The 24,311-nt window shown below is 57.6% G+C and carries 22 protein-coding genes; 18 read left to right on the top strand and 4 right to left on the bottom strand.

The features are described 5' to 3' along the window. Positions 1 to 80 precede the first annotated feature (80 nt). Positions 81 to 371 (bottom strand): SCP2 sterol-binding domain-containing protein, encoded by a 291-nt coding sequence (locus tag C0U40_RS08510; RefSeq protein WP_101655323.1) that lies wholly within the window; start codon positions 369 to 371, stop codon positions 81 to 83. Between the two features lie 74 nt (positions 372 to 445). On the opposite strand from C0U40_RS08510, the gene C0U40_RS08505 reads away from it, so the two are divergent. The 18 genes from C0U40_RS08505 to recN all read left to right on the top strand — a co-directional run bounded on the left by C0U40_RS08505 (position 446) and on the right by recN (position 19,896). Next, positions 446 to 1,012: a tetratricopeptide repeat protein gene (locus C0U40_RS08505; protein ID WP_286134857.1), complete on the top strand. Its 567-nt coding sequence runs from the start codon at positions 446 to 448 to the stop codon at positions 1,010 to 1,012. Between the two features lie 137 nt (positions 1,013 to 1,149). Next, positions 1,150 to 3,921: a helicase-related protein gene (locus C0U40_RS08500; protein ID WP_101655322.1), complete on the top strand. Its 2,772-nt coding sequence runs from the start codon at positions 1,150 to 1,152 to the stop codon at positions 3,919 to 3,921. Between the two features lie 10 nt (positions 3,922 to 3,931). Then, a complete protein-coding gene (locus C0U40_RS08495; RefSeq protein ID WP_101655321.1) occupies positions 3,932 to 4,318 on the top strand; it encodes an RNA-binding S4 domain-containing protein in 387 nt (128 codons plus the stop codon). Positions 4,319 to 4,439: 121 nt separating this feature from the next. Beyond that, a complete protein-coding gene (fdxA, locus tag C0U40_RS08490; RefSeq protein WP_101655320.1) occupies positions 4,440 to 4,778 on the top strand; it encodes a ferredoxin FdxA in 339 nt (112 codons plus the stop codon). Positions 4,779 to 5,022: 244 nt separating this feature from the next. After that, entirely contained in the window at positions 5,023 to 5,541 is a 519-nt protein-coding gene (locus tag C0U40_RS08485; protein ID WP_101655438.1) for a CarD family transcriptional regulator, read from the top strand. A 232-nt stretch (positions 5,542 to 5,773) separates the two neighbouring features. Continuing rightward, positions 5,774 to 6,946: a putative lipid II flippase FtsW gene (gene ftsW / locus C0U40_RS08480; RefSeq protein WP_101655319.1), complete on the top strand. Its 1,173-nt coding sequence runs from the start codon at positions 5,774 to 5,776 to the stop codon at positions 6,944 to 6,946. An 8-nt stretch (positions 6,947 to 6,954) separates the two neighbouring features. After that, on the top strand, positions 6,955 to 8,043 hold the full coding sequence (locus C0U40_RS08475) for a UDP-N-acetylglucosamine--N-acetylmuramyl-(pentapeptide) pyrophosphoryl-undecaprenol N-acetylglucosamine transferase (RefSeq protein WP_101655318.1): 1,089 nt from the start codon (positions 6,955 to 6,957) through the stop codon (positions 8,041 to 8,043). Between the two features lies 1 nt (position 8,044). Further along, on the top strand, positions 8,045 to 9,439 hold the full coding sequence (gene murC / locus C0U40_RS08470) for a UDP-N-acetylmuramate--L-alanine ligase (protein ID WP_101655317.1): 1,395 nt from the start codon (positions 8,045 to 8,047) through the stop codon (positions 9,437 to 9,439). Further along, entirely contained in the window at positions 9,439 to 9,732 is a 294-nt protein-coding gene (locus tag C0U40_RS08465; RefSeq protein ID WP_101655316.1) for a DUF2484 family protein, read from the top strand. The genes murC and C0U40_RS08465 overlap by 1 nt, the downstream gene beginning before the upstream one ends. Positions 9,733 to 9,747: 15 nt before the next feature. After that, complete coding sequence (locus C0U40_RS08460) at positions 9,748 to 10,077, top strand: DUF2484 family protein (protein ID WP_101655315.1); 330 nt, start codon at positions 9,748 to 9,750, stop codon at positions 10,075 to 10,077. Continuing rightward, positions 10,061 to 11,002, top strand: coding sequence for a UDP-N-acetylmuramate dehydrogenase (murB, locus tag C0U40_RS08455; RefSeq protein WP_101655314.1), 942 nt, complete (start codon positions 10,061 to 10,063; stop codon positions 11,000 to 11,002). The genes C0U40_RS08460 and murB overlap by 17 nt, the downstream gene beginning before the upstream one ends. Before the next feature lie 50 nt (positions 11,003 to 11,052). Continuing rightward, positions 11,053 to 11,967: a D-alanine--D-alanine ligase gene (locus C0U40_RS08450; RefSeq protein ID WP_101655313.1), complete on the top strand. Its 915-nt coding sequence runs from the start codon at positions 11,053 to 11,055 to the stop codon at positions 11,965 to 11,967. Further along, a complete protein-coding gene (locus tag C0U40_RS08445; protein WP_101655312.1) occupies positions 11,955 to 12,914 on the top strand; it encodes a cell division protein FtsQ/DivIB in 960 nt (319 codons plus the stop codon). The genes C0U40_RS08450 and C0U40_RS08445 overlap by 13 nt, the downstream gene beginning before the upstream one ends. After that, positions 12,914 to 14,248 (top strand): cell division protein FtsA, encoded by a 1,335-nt coding sequence (ftsA, locus tag C0U40_RS08440; RefSeq protein ID WP_101655311.1) that lies wholly within the window; start codon positions 12,914 to 12,916, stop codon positions 14,246 to 14,248. Before C0U40_RS08445 ends, ftsA begins: the two co-directional genes overlap by 1 nt. Before the next feature lie 175 nt (positions 14,249 to 14,423). Continuing rightward, positions 14,424 to 16,109 (top strand): cell division protein FtsZ, encoded by a 1,686-nt coding sequence (gene ftsZ, locus C0U40_RS08435; RefSeq protein ID WP_101655310.1) that lies wholly within the window; start codon positions 14,424 to 14,426, stop codon positions 16,107 to 16,109. A 148-nt stretch (positions 16,110 to 16,257) separates the two neighbouring features. Continuing rightward, on the top strand, positions 16,258 to 17,175 hold the full coding sequence (lpxC, locus tag C0U40_RS08430; RefSeq protein ID WP_101655309.1) for a UDP-3-O-acyl-N-acetylglucosamine deacetylase: 918 nt from the start codon (positions 16,258 to 16,260) through the stop codon (positions 17,173 to 17,175). A 129-nt stretch (positions 17,176 to 17,304) separates the two neighbouring features. Next, complete coding sequence (locus tag C0U40_RS08425; RefSeq protein ID WP_435673789.1) at positions 17,305 to 18,153, top strand: outer membrane protein assembly factor BamD; 849 nt, start codon at positions 17,305 to 17,307, stop codon at positions 18,151 to 18,153. Between the two features lie 90 nt (positions 18,154 to 18,243). Next, the gene (gene recN / locus C0U40_RS08420) at positions 18,244 to 19,896 is read left to right on the top strand and encodes a DNA repair protein RecN (RefSeq protein ID WP_101655308.1); all 1,653 of its coding nucleotides are present in this window, start codon (positions 18,244 to 18,246) and stop codon (positions 19,894 to 19,896) included. A 234-nt stretch (positions 19,897 to 20,130) separates the two neighbouring features. On the opposite strand, the gene ptsP is transcribed toward recN, so the two are convergent. The 3 genes from ptsP to C0U40_RS08405 form a co-directional block, all read right to left on the bottom strand. Further along, positions 20,131 to 22,383: a phosphoenolpyruvate--protein phosphotransferase gene (gene ptsP / locus C0U40_RS08415; protein WP_101655307.1), complete on the bottom strand. Its 2,253-nt coding sequence runs from the start codon at positions 22,381 to 22,383 to the stop codon at positions 20,131 to 20,133. 8 nt (positions 22,384 to 22,391) lie between these two features. Continuing rightward, the gene (locus C0U40_RS08410) at positions 22,392 to 23,642 is read right to left on the bottom strand and encodes an aspartate kinase (RefSeq protein ID WP_101655306.1); all 1,251 of its coding nucleotides are present in this window, start codon (positions 23,640 to 23,642) and stop codon (positions 22,392 to 22,394) included. Positions 23,643 to 23,748: 106 nt separating this feature from the next. After that, positions 23,749 to 24,192 carry a DUF1178 family protein gene (locus C0U40_RS08405; RefSeq protein ID WP_101655305.1) on the bottom strand — a complete coding sequence of 148 codons (444 nt, stop codon included), beginning with the start codon at positions 24,190 to 24,192 and terminating at the stop codon, positions 23,749 to 23,751. Positions 24,193 to 24,311 lie beyond the last annotated feature (119 nt).

The raw sequence follows: 24,311 nt of genomic DNA, 5'->3' as shown, positions 1-24,311 counted from the left end.
GGCCTGAATTGGCGGGGTCCGGCACCGAAACTCCTCGCTGCCGGTATGTTTATCAAAGGGCGGGGCGTAGCCCTTCTGGATCAGGCCAGCAATGTGCCCAGTTTCATGGCAACGCCCATGTCGCCATCCACAGCCAGTTTGCCGGTCATGAAAGCGGAGGTCGGGTTCACATCGCCGTCCATCATGCCAACGAAAGTCTCGGCGTCTGCGGTCAGGGTGCAATCTGTTTCCTCGTCACCGGCGCGTGCGCCGTCAGAGTCCACAACCAGCGAGCCTTCGCCGGTGATTTCAACTTTGACAGAGCCGTCAAAGCCGCCACCGCCGAGTTTCGCGTTCAGCGCTTCGACCGCCTGGTTGATTACATCACTCATGTTTGATCCTTTCGGGTTTCAATTTTCTGGTTTTGACCTAATTTGATATGCAGAACCAAACATGGTGACTCTTTATGAAAACTGCAAACCGTGCCGTGGCGTTAATCTCATCAATCTCGATCATCTTCGGGATGCAATTTGCCGCAACTTCTGCGTTAGGGCAAACCGAAACTTTGGACCAGCTGTTTCAGGAGCTGAAGACCGCCGAACCGGACCAGTGGGAAGGCATCGAAAAACAGATCTTTCAGGAATTGTCGAAATCCGGTTCTGCGGCTATGGACCTTCTGCTGGAGCGGGGCCGCGACGAATTACGCGAAGGAAACTTTGATGTGGCGATCATGCATTTCTCGGCGCTGATCGACCATGCGCCGGAATTTGCCGAAGGCTGGAATGCGCGGGCCACCGCGTGGTTTGCCAAAGAACGCTACGGTCTGTCGATGGTGGATATCCGCCAGACCCTTTTGCTGGAACCCCGCCATTTCCGTGCGTTGATGGGGTTGGCTCTCATTCTTGAGCGGCTGGACCGCAAGAAAGATGCGCTCGAGATTTATAAACAGGTGCGCGAAATCCACCCCAACCGCCCCGAGGTGGAACCGGCCATAGAACGGTTGGGTGCCGATCTGGAAGGCGTCGCCCTCTAGGCCGATTGCCGCAGTCCCTGTTGCTGCCGCAGCAACGGGAGTATTTGGGGAACATTGAAGCCTGTTCCGGTCTGTGGTTGAGGCCGGCCTTCGTTTCAGTGTAGATGTGACCCTCGAGAATCTGGAAGCCGTATATTATGTCTAATTTGCCTGCGCGCATCTGTGCGGTTCTGGGGCCGACCAATACCGGAAAAACCCATTACGCGATCGAGCGTATGCTGGCGCATCGAACCGGCGTGATCGGCCTGCCTTTGCGTCTGCTGGCGCGGGAGGTTTACGACAAGATCGTCGCGCTGCGCGGCCCGTCGGTGGTGGCGCTGGTGACGGGCGAGGAGCGGATCGTGCCGCCCCGCGCGGCCTATTGGGTGTGTACTGTCGAGGCGATGCCGCAAGGGATCGGTGCGGATTTTGTCGCCATCGACGAGGTCCAGCTCTGCGCTGATCCGGAGCGGGGGCATGTGTTTACAGACCGCCTGCTGCACATGCGGGGCACCCATGAGACATTGTTTCTGGGGGCTGAAACCATGCGCGGTGTGATTGCGCAACTGGTGCCGAAAGCAGAGTTCATGCGCCGCGAGAGATTCTCGCAACTCAGCTATACAGGTCCGAAAAAGACAAGCCGGATGCCCGCCCGCTCTGCGATTGTCGGGTTTTCGGTTGAAAATGTCTATGCCATAGCCGAATTGCTGCGCCGCCAGAAGGGTGGAGCAGCGGTCGTTATGGGGGCGCTTTCACCGCGCACGAGAAATGCGCAAGTAGAGATGTACCAAAACGGTGATGTGGAATATCTGGTGGCGACCGATGCCATTGGGATGGGGCTCAATCTGGATGTGAACCATGTGGCTTTTTCCAGTCTGACCAAATTCGACGGCCGCAAGATGCGGCACCTGATGCCGAACGAGTTGAGCCAGATTGCCGGTCGGGCAGGGCGCCACACCAATAACGGGACTTTCGGTGTGACGGGAGAGGCGCCGCCGCTTGATCCCGAAGTGGTCGAGGCGATTGAAAACCATCGCTTTACTCCGATCAAAAAGCTGCAATGGCGCAATAACCGGCTGGAATTCGGCACACTGGACGCTTTGTTGAACTCGTTGTCGGCCCCGTCAGGCGAAATGCAACTGGCCCGTACGCGGGACGCGGACGACCACCGCACCTTGCAGGCACTGAGCCAGATACCGGAAGTTGCCGCACGGGCGCGTACCCCAGCGGCGGTGCGCCTGTTGTGGGACGTTTGTCAGATACCGGATTTCAGGCAGGTCTCTTTCAACGAGCACAACGCCATTGTGCAGCGGATTTTCGAGTTCCTGCATCAGGACGGACAGATCAGCCAGGGGTGGTTGCAGGACCGCGTGGCACGGATCGACAAGCCCGCCGGAGACATAGATGCCTTGTCCAAAAGACTGGCATATATCCGCACATGGACCTATGTAGCCCAACGAAAGGGCTGGGTTCAGGATGAAAACTATTGGCGCGGGGAAACCCGTGCAGTAGAAGATCGCCTATCAGATGCGCTGCACGGCGCGTTAACACAGAGATTTGTCGACCGGCGCACCAGCGTTTTGATGCGGCGGTTGAAGCAGAAGGAGAGCCTTGTGGCTGAAGTGAACGACAAGGGTGAAGTGACCGTAGAGGGGCAGTTTGCCGGTAAATTGACAGGGTTCAGGTTTCAACTGGACCCCAAAGCAACCGGTGAAGAGGCAAAAACACTGCGCTCTGCGGCATTGCAGGCATTGCAGCCACAATTCAAGCTGATGTCTGACCGGTTCTATAATGCGCCGGACACCGAGTTCGACTTCACAGAGCAAGGCGGGCTGATGTGGGGCGAGTATGCCGTAGGCAAACTGGTTGCCGGTGCCGATGCGCTGTCCCCGATTGTGGAACCTTTTGTCGATGATGAAGCCGGAGCGGAGGTTGCAGAAAAGCTGCGCCGCCGGTTGAGCCATTTTATCAACCGCAAGATCGAAGCGGTTTTCGAGCCGCTGATTGCGCTGAAGAACGACGAAACTGTTACCGGACTGGCCCGTGGTGTGGCCTTCCGTCTGGTGGAATCGCTCGGGGTTATTCCCCGTTCGGTGATTGCAGACGATGTGAAGGCACTGGATCAGGACGCTCGGGGCCTGCTTCGTAAACACGGTATCCGTTTCGGCCAGTTCACCATTTTCCAGCACCTGATGCTTAAACCTGCGCCGACCCGTCTGCGTCTTGTGTTGTGGTCCTTGCAGGAAGGCCTCTCCGAATTCCCGGAAGCACCGCCCCCCGGTCTGGTGACAATTCCGGCCGTACCTGATGCGCCGAAGGGCTATTACCCCCGTGCGGGCTATCGTCTTGCGGGCGAACGCGCGATTCGTATCGATATGCTGGAACGACTTGCGGATATGCTGCGTGGCGTGGACACCCGCGGCGGGTTCGAGGCGACGGCGGATATGTTGTCCATCACCGGTATGACACTGGAACAGTTCGCGGATCTGATGGGTGGTCTCGGTTATGCCGGAGAGCGGGGCGAGCGGGCCAAGGTGAAGCCTGCCGAAGCTGCGCCTTCGGAAGGGACGCAAGTAACCGCACCAACAGAGGTTGCCGAGGCGACAGCGACGGATGTCGCCCCGGAAGAGGCAGCCGAGGTTGCACCCGCAGAGACAGTTGCTCAAGGCGAAGCCGATGCGGATGGCGCCGAGATGGAAGTCTTCTACACCTTCCGGTGGGTGCCCAAGAAACGCCCTGCCGAACAGGGACGTGCGCGCAACGCAGGGCCTAAGGGCAAGGGGCAGGGAAAGGGCCAGCCCCGTGGCAACGGCAAGAAGCCGGAGCATAAAGGCAAGCCGCGTGGCGGCAAGCCGGCCCCGAACAGGGACAAGCCGATTGACCCTGACAATCCGTTTGCGGCCCTGATGGCGCTCAAGAACAAATCCTGAGCAGGTACAGTTGAACGCGGCCCGCCCGACAATCCGGATCGACAAGTGGCTGTGGTTTGCGCGGTTTTTCAAATCGCGCAGCCTCAGCGCCAAACTGGTTGCGGGCGGACATATGCGGGTGAACTCCGAAAGGGTTTCCAAGGGCAGTTTTGGCATCGGTGCCGGTGACGTGCTGACCTTTCCGCAAGGGGATCACGTGCGGGTGATAGAGGTTGTCGCGATCGGAGAGCGGCGTGGGCCCGCACCCGAAGCGCAAGCGCTTTATTCCGACCTGTCGCCCCCGCAGAAAAAGGACAAACCCTACCATCCGCCGAATCCCGAAGCCGAACGCAGCGGGCGTCCCAACCGGCAGGAACGGGCCGCGATGGACCGGTTCAAGGACAACAGTGCTGTCTAGGTCGCTCTGATCGGTGCTTTTGGCCTGCGAAACCGTGATTTGGTGGGAGAAAATTCGCTCTGGCCGCGACTGTAAAACAAGCCTATAACGCGAGTAACGCCGAAAGTTTGAGAGTATACTAATGACTTATGTGGTTATCGAAAACTGCATCGCCTGCAAACACACCGATTGCGTGGAAGTCTGCCCCGTGGATTGCTTCTACGAGGGTGAAAACATGCTGGTCATTCATCCCGATGAATGCATCGACTGCGGTGTATGTGAGCCGGAATGCCCTGTAGATGCGATCCGTCCGGACACCGAGCCGGATATGGAAAAATGGGTAGAATTCAACCGCGAGTATTCGGAAAAATGGCCGGTGCTGATCACCAAGATCGACGCGCTGCCGGAAGCCGAGGAACGCGACGGGGAAGAGGGCAAGATGGAGAAATACTTCTCGCCCAAGCCTGGTAAAGGCGAATAATCCACCGGACTATCTGCGATTTTAGCGGCCTCTAGGAAAGGGGGCCGTTTTGTGGTATGGTGATTACCGGAAATAGGCCCGATTTACGGCGGAGGCTGCTCGCTCCCGTTTCATTTGCCGCTTTGAAACTCTGATGTATTGGCGAACCCGTTCAGCCAAGGCAGCAGCTTTCGTTGTGTTAAATGCTGGCACTCGCGGATCGGGTGGCTGGCGTAAGGGCCGTTAGAAAAGGACCATGGACTATATGGCTAAGAAAAAGAACTTGGACTTCAATCCGGACGACTTTGTCGTCTACCCCTCCCACGGTGTGGGCAAAATTGTAAATATCGAAGAGCAGGAAATCGCCGGCACCCATATGGAGCTGTTTGTGATTGCTTTTGAAAAAGACAAGATGACCCTGCGGGTTCCTACAGCCAAGGCTACGGCTGTTGGCATGCGCGGATTGTCCAGCCCCGAGGTTGTGGCCAAGGCCATGACTACACTGAAAGGGCGCGCCCGTGTGAAACGTGCCATGTGGTCCCGCCGTGCGCAGGAATACGAACAAAAGATCAACTCCGGCGATCTGATTTCGATCGCAGAAGTGGTGCGCGACCTGCACCGCAACGATGACCAGCGCGAACAGTCTTATTCCGAGCGTCAGCTTTACGAAGCTGCGCTGGAGCGTCTGACGCGCGAGGTTGCTGCGGTTGAGGGCGACGATGAGATGAAGGCGCAGACCCGCATTGACGAAGTTCTGTCCAGCCGTGCGGCAGCCGCTGCTTAAGCAAAGATCCTGTCGGATCGAAGGGCCGTTGGTGGAAGCACCAGCGGCCTTTTTCTTGCGCGCGTGCTGCAGCGGTCGCATGCACGCTACAGTTGCGGGCGGGATTTTGTTCGCTACCGAATCACCCCTAGCTTTTTGCGTTTATCACGACTAGACTTTGTCAGATGTCCCAGTCAGCCCGAACAAGAGGCGGCGGGATGTGGCAGAGCAAAGGCAAGGACAGGCGTTTACGATGACGGAAATGGTGTTTGGCACTGTGGCTTCAAAGCCCGGTGAACCCGTGTTGCCAAAATGGTGGCGGACGGTGGATAAATGGGCGCTTTCGGCGATCATGATGCTGTTTCTTATCGGTATCCTGCTAGGGCTTGCGGCCTCGGTGCCACTGGCGGAACGCAACGGGCTGACACAGTTTTACTACGTTTACAAACAGTTGTTCTTCGGTTCCATCGCGCTGGTGACCATGATCCTTGTGTCGATGATGTCACCCAAACACGTGCGCCGTCTTGGTGTGTTCGGTTTTATTTGCTGTCTCATAGCAATCTGCGCCCTGCCATTTATCGGTACGGACTTCGGTAAGGGCGCGACGCGCTGGATTTCGCTCGGTTTTGCTTCCGTGCAACCGTCAGAATTCCTGAAGCCCGGTTTCGTTGTGTTTTCCGCGTGGCTGATGGCTGCGAGCTTTGAGGTCGGCGGACCGCCTGGCAAGCGTATGTCTTTTGCGGTAACAGTACTGATTGCCTTCCTTTTGGCGCTGCAACCGGATTTCGGACAGGCCTGCCTGATCCTTGCAAGCTGGACGTTGATGTATTTCGTAGCCGGAGCACCGATGCTGTTGCTGGCAGGGCTGGCAGGGGGCGTCGTAGGGGCAGGGTTCATAGCCTATAATTCCTCAGAGCACTTTGCCCGCCGGATCGACGGTTATCTTAACCCCGAAATCGATCCGCGCACCCAGATCGGCTATGCAACAAATGCCATTCAGGAAGGGGGTTTCTTCGGGGTTGGTGTCGGGGAGGGCCGTGTGAAATGGTCCCTGCCGGATGCACATACGGATTTTATCATCGCCGTTGCGGCTGAGGAATATGGCCTGATCCTTGTGCTGGCGATTATCTTCCTGTTTATGATTGTGACCGTGCGCTCTTTCCTGCGTCTGATCCACGAACGTGATCCCTTTATCCGTTTTGCCGGAACCGGCCTTGCGGCCTTGTTCGGAATGCAAGCCCTGATCAATATGGGCGTGGCTGTTCGGCTGTTGCCCGCCAAGGGAATGACGCTACCCTTCGTGTCTTACGGCGGTTCCTCGCTGGTGGCGGCGGGAATTGGCCTTGGCTTTCTTTTGGCCTTTACACGCACCCGTCCCCAAGGGGATATCAGCGACGTTTTCGGCAATGAGAACCGGGGCGGATAAGGGGTATTATGTCAGATAAATTATTGGTCATCGCAGCAGGCGGCACAGGCGGGCATATGTTCCCCGCACAGGCGCTTGCCGAAGAAATGCTGTCACGGGGCTGGCGTGTCCGGCTGAGCACTGACCCAAGGGGCGCGCGCTATACCGGCGGCTTTCCAGAGGCAGTAGAAGTCGAGGTCGTGAACTCCGGCACATTCGCGCGGGGCGGATTGTCTGCCAAACTCGGCGTGCCGTTTCGCATTGCCGGGGGCGCGCTGTCTGCGTGGCGTCGGATGCGGAAAGATCCCCCCGCTGTGGTCGCGGGTTTTGGCGGTTATCCGGCCCTGCCGGCGATGATCGCCGCGATGTTAACCAAAACACCGCGTCTTATTCACGAACAGAACGGCGTTCTGGGGCGGGTCAATCAGGCCTTCGCCAAACGGGTAAACACCGTGGCGTGTGGTACCTGGCCGACCGAACTTCCGGACGGTGTGGAAGGTGTCTTCACCGGCAATCCGGTGCGTAGCGCTGTGCTGGAGCGAGCCGGAGCAGGCTATATCGCGCCGGGGGACTGGCCCATGTCCGTGCTGGCCATCGGTGGCAGTCAGGGCAGCCGTATCTTGTCCCAAACTGTTCCGGCAGCGGTTGCTTTGCTTCCCGAAGAACTGAAGCGCCGTGTTCGGGTTTCACAGCAGGCGCGCGCTGAGGATCATGACGACACGGTTGCCGCCTATGCCGCAGCAGGCGTTGACGCAGATGTTTCCCCTTTCTTTGACGATATTCCGGCGCGGATGTCCGAATGCCAGTTGGTGATCAGCCGGTCGGGTGCCTCCAGCGTGGCGGATATTTCCATCATCGGGCGTCCTTCCATCCTGATCCCGCTAGCCATAGCAATCCGCGACGAGCAGAGCGCCAATGCCAGAGGACTGGCCAGCGCAGGGGCTGCGATCGTCATACCGGAATCACAGCTTTCGGCCGAAGTTCTGGCCGAACATATCGCAACCGTGCTTATGGACGGGGAGGGGGCTGCGCAAATGGCCGCCGCCGCATTGACCCAAGGCAAACCCGATGCCGCCAGAGAGCTTGGCGATCTGGTGGCCCAACTGGCAGGAGAGTAAGATGAACGCAGCAACCAAACTGCCAACCAAGCTGGGGCCGATCCATTTTGTCGGTATCGGCGGGATCGGGATGTCAGGCATTGCCGAAGTGCTGATCAACCACGGCTACACGGTGCAGGGATCGGATTTGCGGCCCTCAAAGATTACAGACCGGCTGGCAGATATGGGCGCACGGATTTCTTTTCCGCAGATGGCCGAAAATCTGGAAGACGCCGAAGTTGTTGTGATTTCAAGCGCCATCAAACCGGGCAATCCGGAGCTGGACAGCGCGCGGGCCCGCGGGCTGCCGATTGTGCGCCGCGCGGAAATGCTGGCCGAACTGATGCGCCTGAAATCCAACGTCGCCATTGCGGGCACACATGGTAAAACCACTACGACGACTATGGTTGCGACCCTTCTGGACGCGGGCGGGCTTGACCCGACCGTGATCAACGGCGGAATCATCCATGCCTATGGCTCTAACGCGCGGATGGGTGATGGCGAATGGATGGTCGTGGAAGCGGATGAAAGTGACGGCACTTTCAACCGTTTGCCAGCTACAATTGCCGTAGTCACAAACATCGATCCAGAGCATATGGAGCATTACGGCAGCTTCGAAAACCTGCGCGAGGCATTCCATACATTTGTTTCGAATATCCCCTTTTATGGCGTGGCGATCTGCAACACGGACCACCACGAGGTGCAGGCGCTTGTCGGACGTCTGGGGGACCGGCGGGTGATGACCTACGGGTTTAACAAGCAGGCCGATGTGCGGGCTGATAACCTGCGTTACGAAAACGGTCAGGCCTATTTTGACGTTTACCTGCAATCCGAGGATACCCACATCCAGAATGTGGTACTGCCGATGCCCGGCGACCATAACGTTTCCAACGCTCTGGCGGCCATTGCGGTTGCGCGGCATTTGGGGCTGAAGCGGACTGAAATCCGCGAGGCGTTGAAGAATTTCAAAGGGGTCAACCGCCGCTTTACCCGCGTGGGTGTGGTGAATGGTGTGACTGTGATCGACGATTACGCCCATCATCCGGTAGAGATCACTGCCGTTTTGTCGGCGGCAAAACAAGCCACCAAAGGGCGCGTTGTGGCGGTGCATCAACCTCACAGATATTCCCGCCTGAACGATTTGTTTGAGGATTTCTGTTCCTGTTTCAACGACGCGGATGTTGTCGGCATTTCCGATGTTTACGCAGCCGGAGAAGACCCGATTGCGGGGGCGGACCGGGACGGGCTGGTGGCGGGGCTGACGGCCCACGGCCATCGCAAGGCGGTTGCTGTGCCGGATGAGGCCGCTTTGCAGGCCTTTGTTCAGGAAAACTGTGAAAAGGGCGACTTGCTGGTCTGCCTCGGGGCGGGAACGATCAGCGCTTGGGCCAATAACCTGCCGAAAGCTTTGGGGTAGTGTTCGGGGTCGGGCTGCATTCCGCGATTGTGTTTGCGGCCGCTTGGGTCGGGATCGGCACCGTTGTAGCCCTTTTGCCAGCCCGCTACATCCCACCCGGAGCCTTTTTGCTGATGCTGCTACTGGTGCCGTTAATGCCGTATCTGTGGATCGCAGGAAATCCGTTTCTGGCGGTTCTGTTTCTGGCGGCGGTCGGGTCGCTGTTGCGCTGGCCGATTGTTTATCTCGGGCGCTATATCCGCTCCAAGTTCACGGGTGAGGATTTTCAGGGACCGAAGTTTGATTTTTATTAGGAAAGGCCGGGGCGCGTGTTTGATATCGGGTTGAATTCGGCCATTGTGTTTGCCGCCTGTTGGGTCGGAATGGGAACCGTGGTGGCCCTGTGCCGCAGGCCCTATCATCCCCCCGGAGCGTTCCTGCTGCTTTTGCTTCTTGTTCCGTTGATCCCCTACTTGTGGATCGCCGGAAACCCTTTCATCGCGTTCATGTTTGTGGCAGGTGTCGGTTCGATCATGCGCTGGCCGCTATACTATATAGGGCGGTTCACATGGGCGCGGATCACCGGAAAGCCGTTCACCTGGCTGGAAGAACACAAACTTGAAGACGGCGAAAGAAACCCGAATGAGCCTGAGTATTGAGACCCTGCCGCCGGTGCGCGGCACGCTGACGCCAAACCGCCCGATGGATGCATTAAGCTGGCTGCGCGTGGGTGGCCCTGCGGAAGTTTTGTACCAACCGGCGGATCTGGCGGATTTGCAGGATTTTCTGGCCGCGCTTGATCCGTCTGTGCCGGTCTTTCCAATCGGGGTCTGTTCCAATCTGATCATCCGCGATGGTGGTCTGGACGGGGTAGTGGTGCGTTTTGGACGTGGTTTCAACGGGATAGAGGTGCTGGAGGGAAACCGCATCCGTGCCGGTGTCGGTGCGCTTGACGCCCACGTTGCCCGCAAAGCCGCACAGGCGGGCATTGATCTGGCTTTTCTGCGCACCATTCCGGGCGCTATTGGCGGCGCGGCAAAGATGAATGCGGGGTGCTATGGCACCTATCTGGCGGATGTTTTTGTGCAGGCAGAGGCGCTGACACGCTCGGGCGAGTTGGTTACGCTGACACCGGCGGATATGGGGTTTGCCTATCGCTCTACCTCGTTGCCCGAGGGGATGATCCTGACATCTGTTGTGCTGCAAGGGCGTGCAGGTGAGCCGGAGGCGATTGAAGCGAAAATGGCAGAGGCCCTTGCCAAGCGCGAAGCGACCCAGCCCACCAAGGAGCGTTCCTGTGGTTCGACCTTCCGCAATCCCGCAGGCTATTCGTCCACGGGAGAGGCCGACGATACCCATGAGCTTAAGGCGTGGAAGGTAATAGATGACGCGGGAATGCGCGGTGCCAGCGTCGGCGGAGCACAGATGAGCGAGATGCATTCCAACTTTCTGATTAACAAAGGTGGCGCTTCTGCCGCAGATTTGGAAAATTTAGGAGAATTGGTGCGAAAAAGGGTTTTCGAAAACAGTGGAATAACCCTAGTATGGGAAATCATGCGCGTCGGCAAACCGGCGGCACAATAAGGCATAGCCCGTGAGAGCCGAAAAAGGCCGGGGCAAAAGACGAGGCGGTCATGTCGAGCAGGGCATTTCACCGCGTAACAGTTCTACAAGGCGGCCCTTCGGCTGAACGTGAGGTCTCTCTCTCCTCCGGTCACGAAGTCGCCAAGGCGTTGCGCACGGAAGGTTATGAAGTCACCGAACTGGACGCAGGTCCGGATTTGATGGCCGATTTGCGTGCAACCAATCCCGATGTGGTTTTTAATGCGCTTCATGGGCGCTGGGGCGAAGACGGCTGTGTTCAGGGCATTCTTGAATGGATGCGGATACCCTATACCCATTCCGGCGTGTTTGCCTCTGCCCTTGCGATGGATAAAGAGAAATCCAAGGAGGTTTTCGCTGCCGCCGGATTGCCAGTGGCCGAACACCGTCTTGTCTCCCGCGAGGAGGTCATGAAAAGCCATCCGATCGCGCCACCCTATGTGGTGAAGCCGTTCAACGAAGGGTCTTCCGTCGGGGTCTATCTGGTGAACGAAGCGGCCAATGGTCCGGCGCAAATCAGCGATGACATGCCTGACGTGCTGATGGTGGAAAAGTTTGTTCCGGGTCGGGAACTGACGACAGCGGTGATGGGGGACAAGGCGCTGACCGTGACTGATATCCTGACCGACGGCTGGTATGATTACGACGCCAAATACAAACCGGGCGGGTCCCGTCACGAGGTGCCGGCAAATGTACCTGCCGAGATTTTTGAAGCCTGTCTTGATTACGCATTGCGTGCCCATGATGCCTTGGGTTGTCGCGGGCTGAGCCGGACGGATTTCCGCTGGGATGAGTCCCTCGGTCTTGACGGGTTGATCCTGCTGGAAACCAATACACAGCCCGGCATGACGCCCACGTCCCTTGCGCCCGAGCAGGCCGCGGAATGTGGCATTTCCTTTGGTAAATTGGTGAGCTGGCTGGTGGAGGACGCATCATGTCAGCGATAGATATGCCGCGCCAGCGGTTGGTCTACCGTGATCCCGATACGCAACCCTCCTATATGGACCGGACCGAACGCTCTGCGCACCAGCCCGCCGCGCGGCCCGACCCAAGCCCGAGCCGCATCAAATACCGGCTGGAACGGATCTGGCTGACACCGCTTTACCGGTCCCTGATCCGCACCGGCCTGCCGATTGCGATTGTGGTTGGACTGGTCGCGAACCATTTCTCCGATCCGGAAGTGCAGGCCCGTCTTGCACAAAGCGTGACCAACGCACGCACCATGATTGAAAACCGTCCCGAATTTGCCGTGAACCTGATGCAGGTGCAGGGCGGCAGCGCTGTTGTATCCAAACAGGTCCGCGAAGCCATTCCGATGGTATTTCCGGTGAGTTCCCTGCAACTGGATCTCGCAGCGCTGAAAGAGAAAATCGAAGCAATTGATGCCGTGAAAAGTGCGGATGTGTTTCTGCGCGGCGGTGTCCTTGATGTAGAAATCGTAGAGCGGGTTCCTGCTCTGGTCTGGCGCGGTGCCGACCATCTTGAACTGGTTGACAGTTTCGGGGCGCGGGCCGGTGTTCTGGAAACCCGCGAAGGGTATCTTGAACTGCCGTTGATCCTTGGCAAAGGTGCGCAGGACCATGCAGGGCAGGCTTTGCGTCTTCTGGCGGCTGCTGGCCCCCTTGCGGACCGCATTCGCGGTTTGCGCCGTGTCGGGGAGCGCCGCTGGGATGTGATGCTGGACCGTGGTCAGATTATCCAGCTGCCGGTCAACCGTCCGGTTGCCGCCTTGGAGCGGGTTGTTGCCCTGCAACGGGCCCGTGACCTGCTTGGGCGGGATGTAACGGTCGTAGACATGAGGGACGGGCGCCGTCCGGTCCTTCGTTTAACTGCAGCAGCGGTCGAAGAACTGCACCGGCTGCGGGCCATAGCCGATGGGGAAAGTGAAACCTGATGACACAACTATACGAAACACAACGCGCTATGAGACAACGCCGCCGCGCGGCCCTGCAACGGGGCGTGGTGGCCATTCTGGATGTGGGGACATCGAAAATTGCATGTATGATCCTGCAATTCGATCCTTCGGTGCAGATGAATGCGCAAGAGGGCATGACGGCGATGGCCAATCACGGGGCGTTCCGCGTGATTGGCGTGGCCACCACCCGTTCCCGCGGCGTTCGCTTTGGCGAAGTCAGCACGATGGAAGAGACCGAGCGGGCGATCCGTACCGCGGTTCAGGCGGCGCAGAAGATGGCGAACACCCGTGTTGATCACGTCATTGCCTGCATGTCCGGCGCAGAGCCGCGCTCTTACGGGGTGACAGGGGCGGTGCAACTGGAAAACGGCTCGGTGATGGATTATGACATCGGGCGGGTACTGGCGGAATGCGATGTGCCGGATTATGGCATGGGCCGTGAAGCGATCCACGCTATGCCGGTGAACTTTGCGCTCGATCACCGTTCCGGCCTGTCCGACCCGCGCGGCCAGATTGGCAACCGTCTGTCTGTGGATATGCACCTGCTGACCATTGATACCGGCGCGATCGAGAACCTGCTGAAATGTATCAAACGCTGCGATCTGGAACTGGCCGGTTTTGCATCCTCCTCCTATGTGGCCGGTGTGTCGGCTCTGGTTGAGGATGAGCAAGAGTTGGGCGGCGCGTGTGTCGACTTTGGCGGTGGCGCGACCAGCGTTTCCATCTTTTTGAAAAAGCACATGATTTTTGCAGATTCCGTGCGTATGGGTGGTGATCTTGTGACCTCTGACATCAGTCAGGGCTTGCAAGTGGCGACCCCCACGGCCGAGCGGATCAAGACCTTCCACGGTGGCGTTGTCGCCACGGGGATGGATGACCGCGATATGATCGAGATAGGCGGCGATACAGGTGATTTCGATCACGACCGCCGCCGGATCAGCCGGTCCGAACTGATCGGGGTGATGCGCCCTCGCGTTGAAGAGATTTTGGAAGAGGTCCGTGCTCGGCTGGATGCTGCCGGTTTTGACCACCTGCCAAGCCAGCGCATTGTATTGACGGGCGGAGGCAGCCAAATTCCGGGTCTCGAAGGACTTGCGAGCCGGATTCTCGGTCAGCAGGTTCGGCTTGGAAAACCGTTGCGGATACAAGGGCTTCCACAGGCTGCAACCGGCCCCGCCTTTGCGGCGAGCGTCGGTCTGGCGCTGCATGCAGCCCATCCGCAGGACGAATGTTGGGACTTTAACCTACCCATGGCGGGGCAGGGCAGACAGCCCCTGAAACGCGCTATGCGGTGGTTCAAAGAGAACTGGTAGACTAGCTGTGGGAGGTTCGGCAAAATCTTGCAGAATCCCCTGTATGCGTTACAATATGGGCGCAATTCCGACGATTTTTCGTGACCTGAGCGAATCAGTCGTTTAGCATACCGAATCAGGGCGTAAGCGACCGTTGGTCAGACGGCGAAACAAAAAAACTACAGGCGGATAGAACATGACATTGAATTTGCGTATGCCAGAGATGGTAGATTTAAAACCACGGATCACAGTATTCGGTATTGGTGGGGCCGGTGGCAACGCGGTCAACAACATGATCGACAAGGCGCTGGACGGTGTTGATTTTGTCGTCGCGAACACGGACGCACAGGCACTGCAATCCACAAAGGCGACTTGTAAGATCCAGCTGGGCGAGAAAATCACCGAAGGTCTGGGCGCTGGCGCCCGTCCAAGCGTGGGCGCTGCCGCTGCCGAAGAAAGCATCGAGCAAATCGTGGATCACCTTGTGGGCAGCCACATGTGTTTCATCACCGCTGGTATGGGCGGTGGCACCGGCACGGGTGGCGCGCCGATCGTGGCACAAGCCGCGCGCGAGTTGGGTATCCTGACCGTTGGCGTTGTAACCAAACCGTTCCAGTTTGAAGGCACCCGCCGTATGCGTCAGGCGGAAGAAGGCGTTGAATGTCTGCAAAAGGTTGTGGACACGCTGATCATCATTCCGAACCAGAACCTGTTCCGGATCGCCAACGAACAAACCACATTCACCGAAGCCTTCAGCCTTGCAGATGATGTTCTGTATCAGGGCGTTAAAGGCGTGACAGACCTGATGGTCCGTCCGGGTATCATCAACCTCGACTTTGCCGATATCCGTTCCGTAATGGACGAAATGGGTAAAGCCATGATGGGGACAGGCGAAGCCACTGGCGAAGATCGTGCCATTCAGGCCGCCGAGAAAGCCATCGCGAACCCGCTGCTGGACGAGATTTCCCTGCAAGGTGCCCGCGGTGTTCTGATCAACATCACTGGCGGCAACGACCTGACGCTGTTCGAACTGGACGAAGCGGCAAACCGTATCCGCGAGGAAGTGGATCCGGAAGCCAACATCATCGTCGGTTCCACCATGGATCCGAGCATGGAAGATGTGATGCGCGTTTCCGTTGTTGCAACCGGTATCGACGCTGCGGTCGGGGCAGGGGATATTCCTGTACCACGTCGCACTTTGAAAGAACCGCTGGCCCAAAGTGCCGCCGAAATCAAAGTGTCTGTGCCAACACCGTCGCCTGTCGCTGAAACACCTGCCGAACAACCTGTTGCCGCGCAGGAAGCCGCACCGGCCCCGATGGCTGAACAGGAGCCGGTTCAATCCAAACCCGAGCCTGTAGCTGCGCAAGCCAACAGCTCAGAGCCAAGCCTGTTCGAGCAACTGCCCCAAGAGACAGCGCAAGACGAAAACGTCATTGAAGAGCCGACAACCGAAGACGGCCTGCCTGCACCGGCTTACCAGCCACAGCAGACACAGGTTGAATCGGTTGAAGCCCCTGACAACTTCTTTGACCAGCGGTCCGGTTTTGTTGCGCCTCAGGCGGCAAAGCCAGGCGAGGTCAGCCCTGAAACCATGAAACGCCTGGAAGCTGCGGTTGCCAAAGCGCCCCGTGCTCAGGAAGCTGCGGCAGAGACGCCGAAGTTCTTTAGCGGTGAAGCCCACGAAGAGAAGCCAAAAGGTTTCCGTCTGAACAGCTTGATCTCTCGCATGACCGGTCACAGTGACGTGCAGCCCTCCGCGCATCGTGAACAGCCGCAGGTCAGCTCTGCAGCGCCACAATATGCGGAAGAAGAAGATCACGCCGATCCGGAACAGGAACGCATTGAAATTCCAGCGTTTTTGCGGCGCCAAGCGAATTAATTCGAAGCCGCATACACCGAATTTGAACAAGGCACGTCAGCGACGTGCCTTTTTTGTTTCAGCATTGTCACATAGCGTCACAAAGCGTTATTTGAGCTTTTGCGAGGTGTTCCCTAGATAATTGGTTAAGCAAAGCCACAGGTGCATCATGCAAAGAACACTGAAAACCCCGATCGAGATTGTTGGAAAAGGACTCCATTCCGGCAAGCGTGCCGCGTTGCGTGTGTCCCCGTCCGTCGCTGATTTCGGCATCTGGATCCAGCGTGTCGATGTCACGGACCGCGATAACATGATTCCCGCCCGTTACGATCACGTCAACGATACCCGTCTGTGCACCCGTCTTGCCAATGATGCCGGTGTCGAGGTTTCCACTGTAGAGCACCTGATGGCGGCTCTTGCCGGAACCGGTATCCACAACGCAATGATTGAAATCGACGGTCCGGAAATTCCAATCATGGACGGCAGCTCTGCGCCGTTTGTTGCTGCGATCCTGAAAGCCGGTCTTAAAGAGCTCGACGCGCCGCTGAAAGCAATCCGCATCCTGAAACCCGTCAGCATCAATGTAGACGGCTTCTCTGCGAGCCTTGCCCCGTCTGAAAAGATCGAGATCGAATTTGCCATAGATTTTGACGAGGCTGCCATCGGAAAACAGTCAAAAACGTTGCAAATGTCCAATGGTGCCTTTGTTCGGGAACTTTCTAACTGCCGCACTTTCTGCCTGCGCCGCGATGTGGATATGATGCAATCCGCCGGTCTGGCGCTGGGTGGTGGACTTGAAAATGCAATTGTTGTGGACGGCGATACTGTGTTGAACCCTGAAGGGTTCCGCCGCGATGACGAATGCGTGCGCCATAAAATGCTGGATGCTCTGGGCGATCTGGCTCTGGCAGGTCATCCGATCATCGGGCGGTATCACGGCGATAAAGCCGGCCACCGTGCCACAAATTTGTTGCTGCGCGAACTGTTTGCACAGCCCGATGCGTGGGAAATGGTCGAGTGCACCCCGAGCCAGTGGCACGATCTGCCCGGCGCACATATCAAACCCAGCGATTTTGTGCTGGCCTGAACCTGTTACAAACAAATCACAAATCTTCGTGCAAAACCGGACGAAAGCGTTTTTACTCGGCTGGTTTTGTGCTAGTTAACCCGTAAAATGCAGCCTATCGTCGGGCGAGCGGGACAGGGTAATGCGGGTATGATGCACTTAGGCAAGAAGGCAGTTTACGGTATTCTGACAGCTTCGGTTGTTCTGGTTGCCGGTTGCGGGCAGCGCGAACAGGAAGTTTCCCTCGAAAACCAGCCGCCCGAGATGATTTACCAGCAGGCCGAAGCCAAACTCGCCACCCGCAAGGGTGCCGAAGACGCGGCCAAACTGTTTACCGAAGTCGAGCGCCTCTATCCCTATTCCGACTGGGCAAAACGCTCTATGATCATGTCGGCCTTTGCCTATCATCAGGCACGGCTCTATGAGGAAAGCCGCGGCGCGGCGCAGCGCTATCTTGAATTCTATCCGCAGGATGAAGATGCAGCCTATGCGCAGTATCTTATCGCGCTCAGCTTTTACGACCAGATTGACGATGTAAGCCGCGATCAGGGTATTACCTTTCAGGCGTTGCAAGCACTGCGCAGTACGGTTGAGAACTATCCGGACAGCGAATATGCCTCTTCGGCCTTGTTGAAATTCGATCTTGCCCTCGATCATCTTGCAGGCAAGGAAATGGATATTGGCCGGTTCTATATGAAAAAAGGTCACTTCGGTGCTGCGATCAACCGGTTCCGCGTCGTCGTTGAAGATTTCCAGACCACCACCCATACACCCGAAGCGCTGCACCGTCTGGTAGAGGCTTATGTGTCGCTTGGTCTGGACAGTGATGCCCAAACCGCCGGGGCCATACTGGGTCATAACTTTCAAGGCACCAACTGGTACAAGGATACCCATGTTCTGCTGACAGGGCGGGGAATCTCCACTGAAGAAGCCAGTGCTGAAAGTCAGGGATGGCTGAAGAATATCTGGCGTCAGGTGGCACGGGGTGAATGGCTCTGATTGATGGTCGGCTGCTGTTTTGAACGGACCATCCGTGCAACTGTCGGATACTGTCGCTTAACCCATCGTCTTTACAGGACATAAATCGCCATGCTGCGCGGCCTTTCCATTCGTAACATGTTATTGATCGACCGGCTGGATCTGGATTTCCAGTCGGGTCTGAATGTGCTCACAGGTGAGACCGGAGCAGGTAAATCCATTTTGCTGGACAGTCTCGGTTTCGTGCTCGGCTGGCGCGGGCGGGCCGATCTGGTGCGCAGCGGGGCAGAGCAGGGCGAGGTTACGGCGGTTTTTGAAATCGCAGAGGATCATCCGGTTCACCGTGTTCTGGCCGAACAGGAACTCTCGCTTGACGAGGGAGAACTGATCCTGCGCCGCACAAACACCCCAAGCGGACGCAAAACTGCCTTTGTGAATGATCGTCGGGTGTCCGGTGAAACCCTGCGCAATCTTTCCGAGTTGCTGGTGGAATTGCACGGTCAGCACGATGACCGTGGATTGCTGAACCCCAGAGGCCACCGCCTTCTGCTTGATGCTTTCGCGGGAGTCGATCTCTCACCGATCCAGGGCGCCTGGAAATCGCTACGCGCGGCCCGTGATACACTGGGCAAGGCGCAGGAAGCCCTGAGGCAGGCCAAAGCTGATGAGGACTATCTCCGTCATGCGGTAGAGGAGTTGGACAAGCTGGACCCTCAGGCGGGAGAGGAAGAGACCCTCGATACCCGTCGCCGATTGATGCAGGGCGCAGAGCGTATTCGCGAAGATATTGCCAAGGCAGCGAATGCGCTGGGGGATGATGCTGCAGAAGGGGCCATGACAGATGCCATGCGCTGGCTGGAAGGGGCATCGGATCATGCAGGCGAACAGCTTGAGCCTGCCATCGGAGCACTCTCACGGGCCCTTTCTGAACTGGCGGATGCACAACAGGGGGTCGAGGATTGCCTCAACGCACTGGATTTCAACCCGCTGGAACTGGAAGCCACCGAGGAGCGGTTGTTTGCAATACGCGGGCTGGCGCGCAAACATAACGTTGTCCCCGATGCACTGGCTGAGTTTGCAGACGATCTGCGGGGACGGTTGGCGGCGATAGATGGCGGTGCCGATCAGATAGATGCGCTGGACAAGGCTGTGCGGGACGCAGCGGCACACTACGATGCTCTGGCTGCAAAGCTGGGCGAGACACGGCGCAAGGCCGCTTTGAAGCTCGACAAGGCAATGCTGGCAGAATTGGCACCGCTGAAGATGGAGCGGGCGGTATTTACCACGCAAATCACTGATGGAGAGGCTGGACCGGAGGGGCGCGATGATGTTGCTTTCACCGTCGCCACAAATCCGGGCGCGCCGTCAGGTCCGATTGACAAAATCGCGTCGGGCGGGGAATTGTCGCGCTTTTTGCTGGCCTTGAAGGTTTGCCTTACCAAACGCAGCGAGGGTGTGACGCTGATCTTCGACGAAATCGACAGGGGCGTTGGCGGCGCGACCGCAGATGCAGTCGGGCGCCGTCTGGCGGCGTTGGCGCAGAGCGCACAAATTCTGGTAGTGACACATTCTCCTCAAGTGGCCGCGCAAGGGGCGCATCAGTGGCAGGTGTCCAAATCCGTGAAAAAGGGCGAAACGCTGAGTACGGTGGCGAAACTGGATGTGGATGAGCGCACGCGGGAAATCGCACGGATGCTGGCGGGGGATGTTATCACTCCCGAAGCAGAGGCCGCAGCGCGCACACTGCTGACCCGCCGGTCGTAGATCCTACTACCGTCTTCTGTAGCACAAAAAGGCGCGGCGAAGGCGGTGCCTGATCCTTGTTTTCAATGGATAAATCGCTTTAACATACTTCTTATATGAAGCTTCTTAAATGAAGCTTCATATTTGCAGGGTGAAAACCCGCCCGTCCGTGCGCACCTGTTTCAGCGCACCCGATATGTGGCATCCGGTAAACCTTACAGATTGTCAGGATGAAAGCAGGAACCGCTTTCGGGCTTACCCGCTGGCCAGATGATCCGCATACCATTTGCGCATCCGGTCGCGGACGGATTGATCCCCAGAAAGGCAGGCTTCCCTTATCGCCTCTTTCGCCTCCGCCAGATTGACAGAGCGCAAGCGGTCCTTCACAGGCCCGATGGAGGCAGGGCGCATGGACAGGGTGCGCAGGCCGATCGCAGCAAAGCACATGGCTTCCAGAGGCCGCCCCGCGTCCTCACCGCAGAAACTGACAGGTGTGTCAAATTCAAAGCAGCGGTTACAAATCTGCTCCAGAAAAGTCAGGAAGCTGACGTTGAGCGTGTCATACCGCCGCCGCACTCGCTCGTTTTCGCGGTCCGCTGCGAAGAAAAACTGTTTTAGGTCGTTGCCGCCGATGGAAATAAAGTCCGCCATTTCAAAGAACTGGTTCGGGGCAAAGGCAAGGCTGGGCGTTTCCAGCATCGCGCCGACCTTGATGTCGCTTGGGATAACGTGACCAAGGCGCAATTCGTTGTCGATGGTTTTTTCAAGGATTGCCTTGGCGGCTTTGAATTCGTCGAACTGGGCTACGAAGGGAAACATGATATTGACAGGTCGCCCTTTGGCGGCGCGCAAAATCGCCTCAAGCTGCATCCGCATGATGCCCGGCTTGTCGAGCGAAATCCGGATAGCCCGCCAGCCGAGCGCGGGGTTCGGTTCGTCCTCGGGTTTCAGGAATGGGACAACCTTATCCGACCCGATATCAAGGGTACGGAAGGTAATTGGTTTACCTTTGGCCGCTTCGAACACCCGCCCGTATTGTTGGGCCAGATCGGTACGTTTGGGCATTTCGCTGCGCACCAGAAACTGCAATTCGGTGCGAAACAGGCCCACGCCTTCCGCGCCAGAGCCTTCCAGACTGGGCAAATCGGCAAGCAGACCCGCGTTCATCAGAAGGTTGATACGGGTGCCGTCCTTGGTCACTGCCGGTTTGTCACGAATTTCTGAAAACCGTTCCAGCGCCTGATTGGCCATTGCGATTTTATCGTTGAACGCATTGGCAACGTTGTCGTCGGGACGCAGATGGGCGATGCCCTGATCCCCGTCTACCAGAATTGTATCACCGTTCAGTGCTTCGCGGGTAATATCCTCGGCGTGGATGACCATAGGGATAGCCCAAGCCCGCGCGATAATTGCAGCATGGGAACCAACAGAACCCTGTTCCAGTACTATACCACGCAGTTTCTTGCCGTATTCCAACAATTCAGCCGGGCCGATATTCCGTGCAACCAACACCGGACGGTCTGGCAGTTCGTCGCCGGCGGAGCGGCCCTGACCGGTCAGGATCCGTAGCAGGCGGTTGGACAGGTCATCCAGATCGTGCAGCCTTTCCCGCAGGTAGGGATCGGGCACGCGGGCCATTCGGGCGCGGGTCGCGGATTGTTCTTTCTCTACCGCTACTTCGGCGGCAAGTCCTCTGTCGATACTGGCTTCCAACCGTGCGCGCCAGCCTTTGGAGTTTGCGAACATCCGGTAGGTTTCCATCACCTCCAACTGTTCCACATCCGTGTCACTGCGGGAGGTGTTTAACAAATCGTTGACCGAAATGCGCAGGCTATCCATTGCCGCGTTCAGGCGTTCTTTTTCCGCTTCGGGGTCGTCGGCCACAGGGTTAGTGATCACGATCTTGGGGTCATGCAGGACTACAGAACCGCGCGCAGCCCCTTCCTGAGCGGAGGCACCGCTAAACATGATCGGTCGTTGGTGGGGGGGCGTCATCGCCTCGCCCTCGGCGACAAATGCGCCAAGCTCTTTCATCTCGGCGAGCACCATGGCTACGACTTCAAGGGCGTAGACCTCATCTTCTGTGTATTCGCGCGGATCGCGGCTCTGGACGACAAGAACCCCCAGCACTTCGCCGAGCCTTTGAACGGGTACGCCAAGGAAGGAAGAATACAATTCCTCGCCGGTTTCCGGCATATACCGGAAGCCCCGTTCGGCCGTAGCGTTCTGCGCGTTGATCGGCTGGGCCTCTTTGGCCACACGGCCCACCAGACCTTCGCCATAGCGCAGGCGGGTGACGTGGACGGATTCCTTTTTCAGGCCCTCCGTCGCGCAAAGTTCCAGTGTCTGGCGGTCCCGACGCAGATAGACAGAGCACACTTCCGTGCCCACGCCCTGCGCAACCAGTTGGGTGATGTGATCCAACCGTTGCTGTCCGTCACCGTCTTCTGCGAGCGTGTCGCGAAGTTTGGTTAGCAGTTGCCTGCTATCGAGCCGTGAGTGTACCACCGTACCGCCTATTCCACTGCGAGTTCGAACTCATCATGCAGTGCGCGGACGGCCAGTTCCATATATTTCCGGTCGACTAGCACAGAAATTTTGATCTCGGAGGTTGTGATGACTCGAATGTTCACGCCCTCGTTGGCCAGAATCTTGAACATTTTCTTGGCCACACCCGCTTGAGAACGCATACCGTTCCCGACGATCGAAATCTTGGCAACGTTTTTATCGGTGATCAGGTCGCGGTAATTCAGTTCGCCCGCATCTGCAGCGGCCTGCATGGCGGCTTCGGCGAGCGGTACGTGATCTGTCGGGCAGGAGAAGGTCATGTCGGTGCGACCGTCTTCCGAAATGTTCTGCACAATCATATCCACGTTCACACCGGCATCTGCCAGCGGACCAAAGATTGCAGCGGCCACGCCGGGGCGGTCTGCAACAGAAACGAGGGTCATCTTGGCTTCGTCACGAGAGTAGGCCACGCCCTTAACAACGCGAATGTTTTCCATGATTTCTTCCTCTGAACATACAAGTGTGCCAACGTCGGCAGAGATATCGTCTTCAAAACTGGACAGAACCCGCAGGCGCACGCGGTAGGAGCGGGCGAGTTCGACAGAGCGGGTCTGGAGTACTTTCGCCCCGAGTGACGCAAGTTCGAGCATTTCTTCATAAGAGATGCGGTGCAATTTGCGAGCGTCCGACACGATGCGCGGGTCGGTTGTGTAAATCCCGTCCACATCTGTGTAGATGTCGCAACGTTCCGCGTCGAGCGCGGCTGCAAAGGCTACAGCGGTTGTGTCCGAACCACCCCGACCAAGGGTCGCGATACGTCCGTCATCCATGACGCCCTGAAAACCGGCGACCACAGCGACTTTGCAGCCCGAGGCAAAAGAGGCATCGAGGTTTTCAGTCGGGATCGCATCGATCCGCGCGCTTTCGTGGTTTCCGGTACACTTCAGCGGTACCTGCCAGCCCTGCCAGCTTCGGGCCGGAACGCCCATTTGTTGCAGGCGCAACGCCATAAGTCCCGAGGTCACATTCTCCCCCGAAGACACGACTGCGTCATATTCCGCACGGTCGTAGATGCCGTTTTCCGGTGCACTTTCACGCACCCAGCCCACCAGTTCGTTCGTTTTACCGGACATCGCGGACACAATTACAACGACTTCATAGCCGTTTTCGACTTCCTGTCGTACTTTATCTGCGGCGTTTGCAATCCGGGCCAGATCGGCCACGGAAGTTCCGCCAAATTTCATAACCAAACGGGGCATATCGGGATGGGTCCACGGCTGTTGTCAATTCGCGCGTCTTTTACGCGGGTTGACCGCCAAGGGAAAGAGAAAAGGCGTGTGTTGTGCGGAAGCCGCGCAGCTTCTGCTAGTTGGTGCGGCGGTTGCCCCAAGGCAGCGGTGCTACGGGGATACCCTCTTCAATAAGCGCTTTGGCCTCTTCCGGTTTGGCCTGTCCGTAAATGGACCGCTCCGGTGCATCACCTTCATGGATGCGGCGGGCCTCTTTGGCAAAATTGTCGCCAACGTTTTCAGAGTTCTTCTCGACCATCTTGCGCAGCTCTGCGAGGGCCTGTTCCGCCGGAGATGCCGGTGCGGAAAGAGGGCCGGAAGCCTTGTCAACAGCAGGGCGGGGGGCTGCGTCCCGGGCAGGACGTACACGGGGGGCCATAACGGCTTTTTCAACGCCCAGAGCCCCGCAAACCGAACATGTCACCATCTTGGCGGCATGAAGCTTGTCAAAAGCCTCTGCCGACTGAAACCAGCTATCAAATGTATGGCCGTGTTCGCATTTCAAAGTGTAGGTAATCATGTCCTAGCTCATTTCTTCACCCTATACCTAACTTAGGGCGTTGGATTGCAATGACAATATTCAGCTTCGTCGTGGAAGGTCAATCACCTGTTAAATATCGGCTGCTTGTAAACAGACAT

Source organism: Neptunicoccus cionae, from assembly GCF_002860325.1.
In the GTDB taxonomy this organism is placed as follows: domain Bacteria; phylum Pseudomonadota; class Alphaproteobacteria; order Rhodobacterales; family Rhodobacteraceae; genus Amylibacter; species Amylibacter lutimaris.
This window is presented reverse-complemented; position numbering and strand designations above follow the sequence as displayed.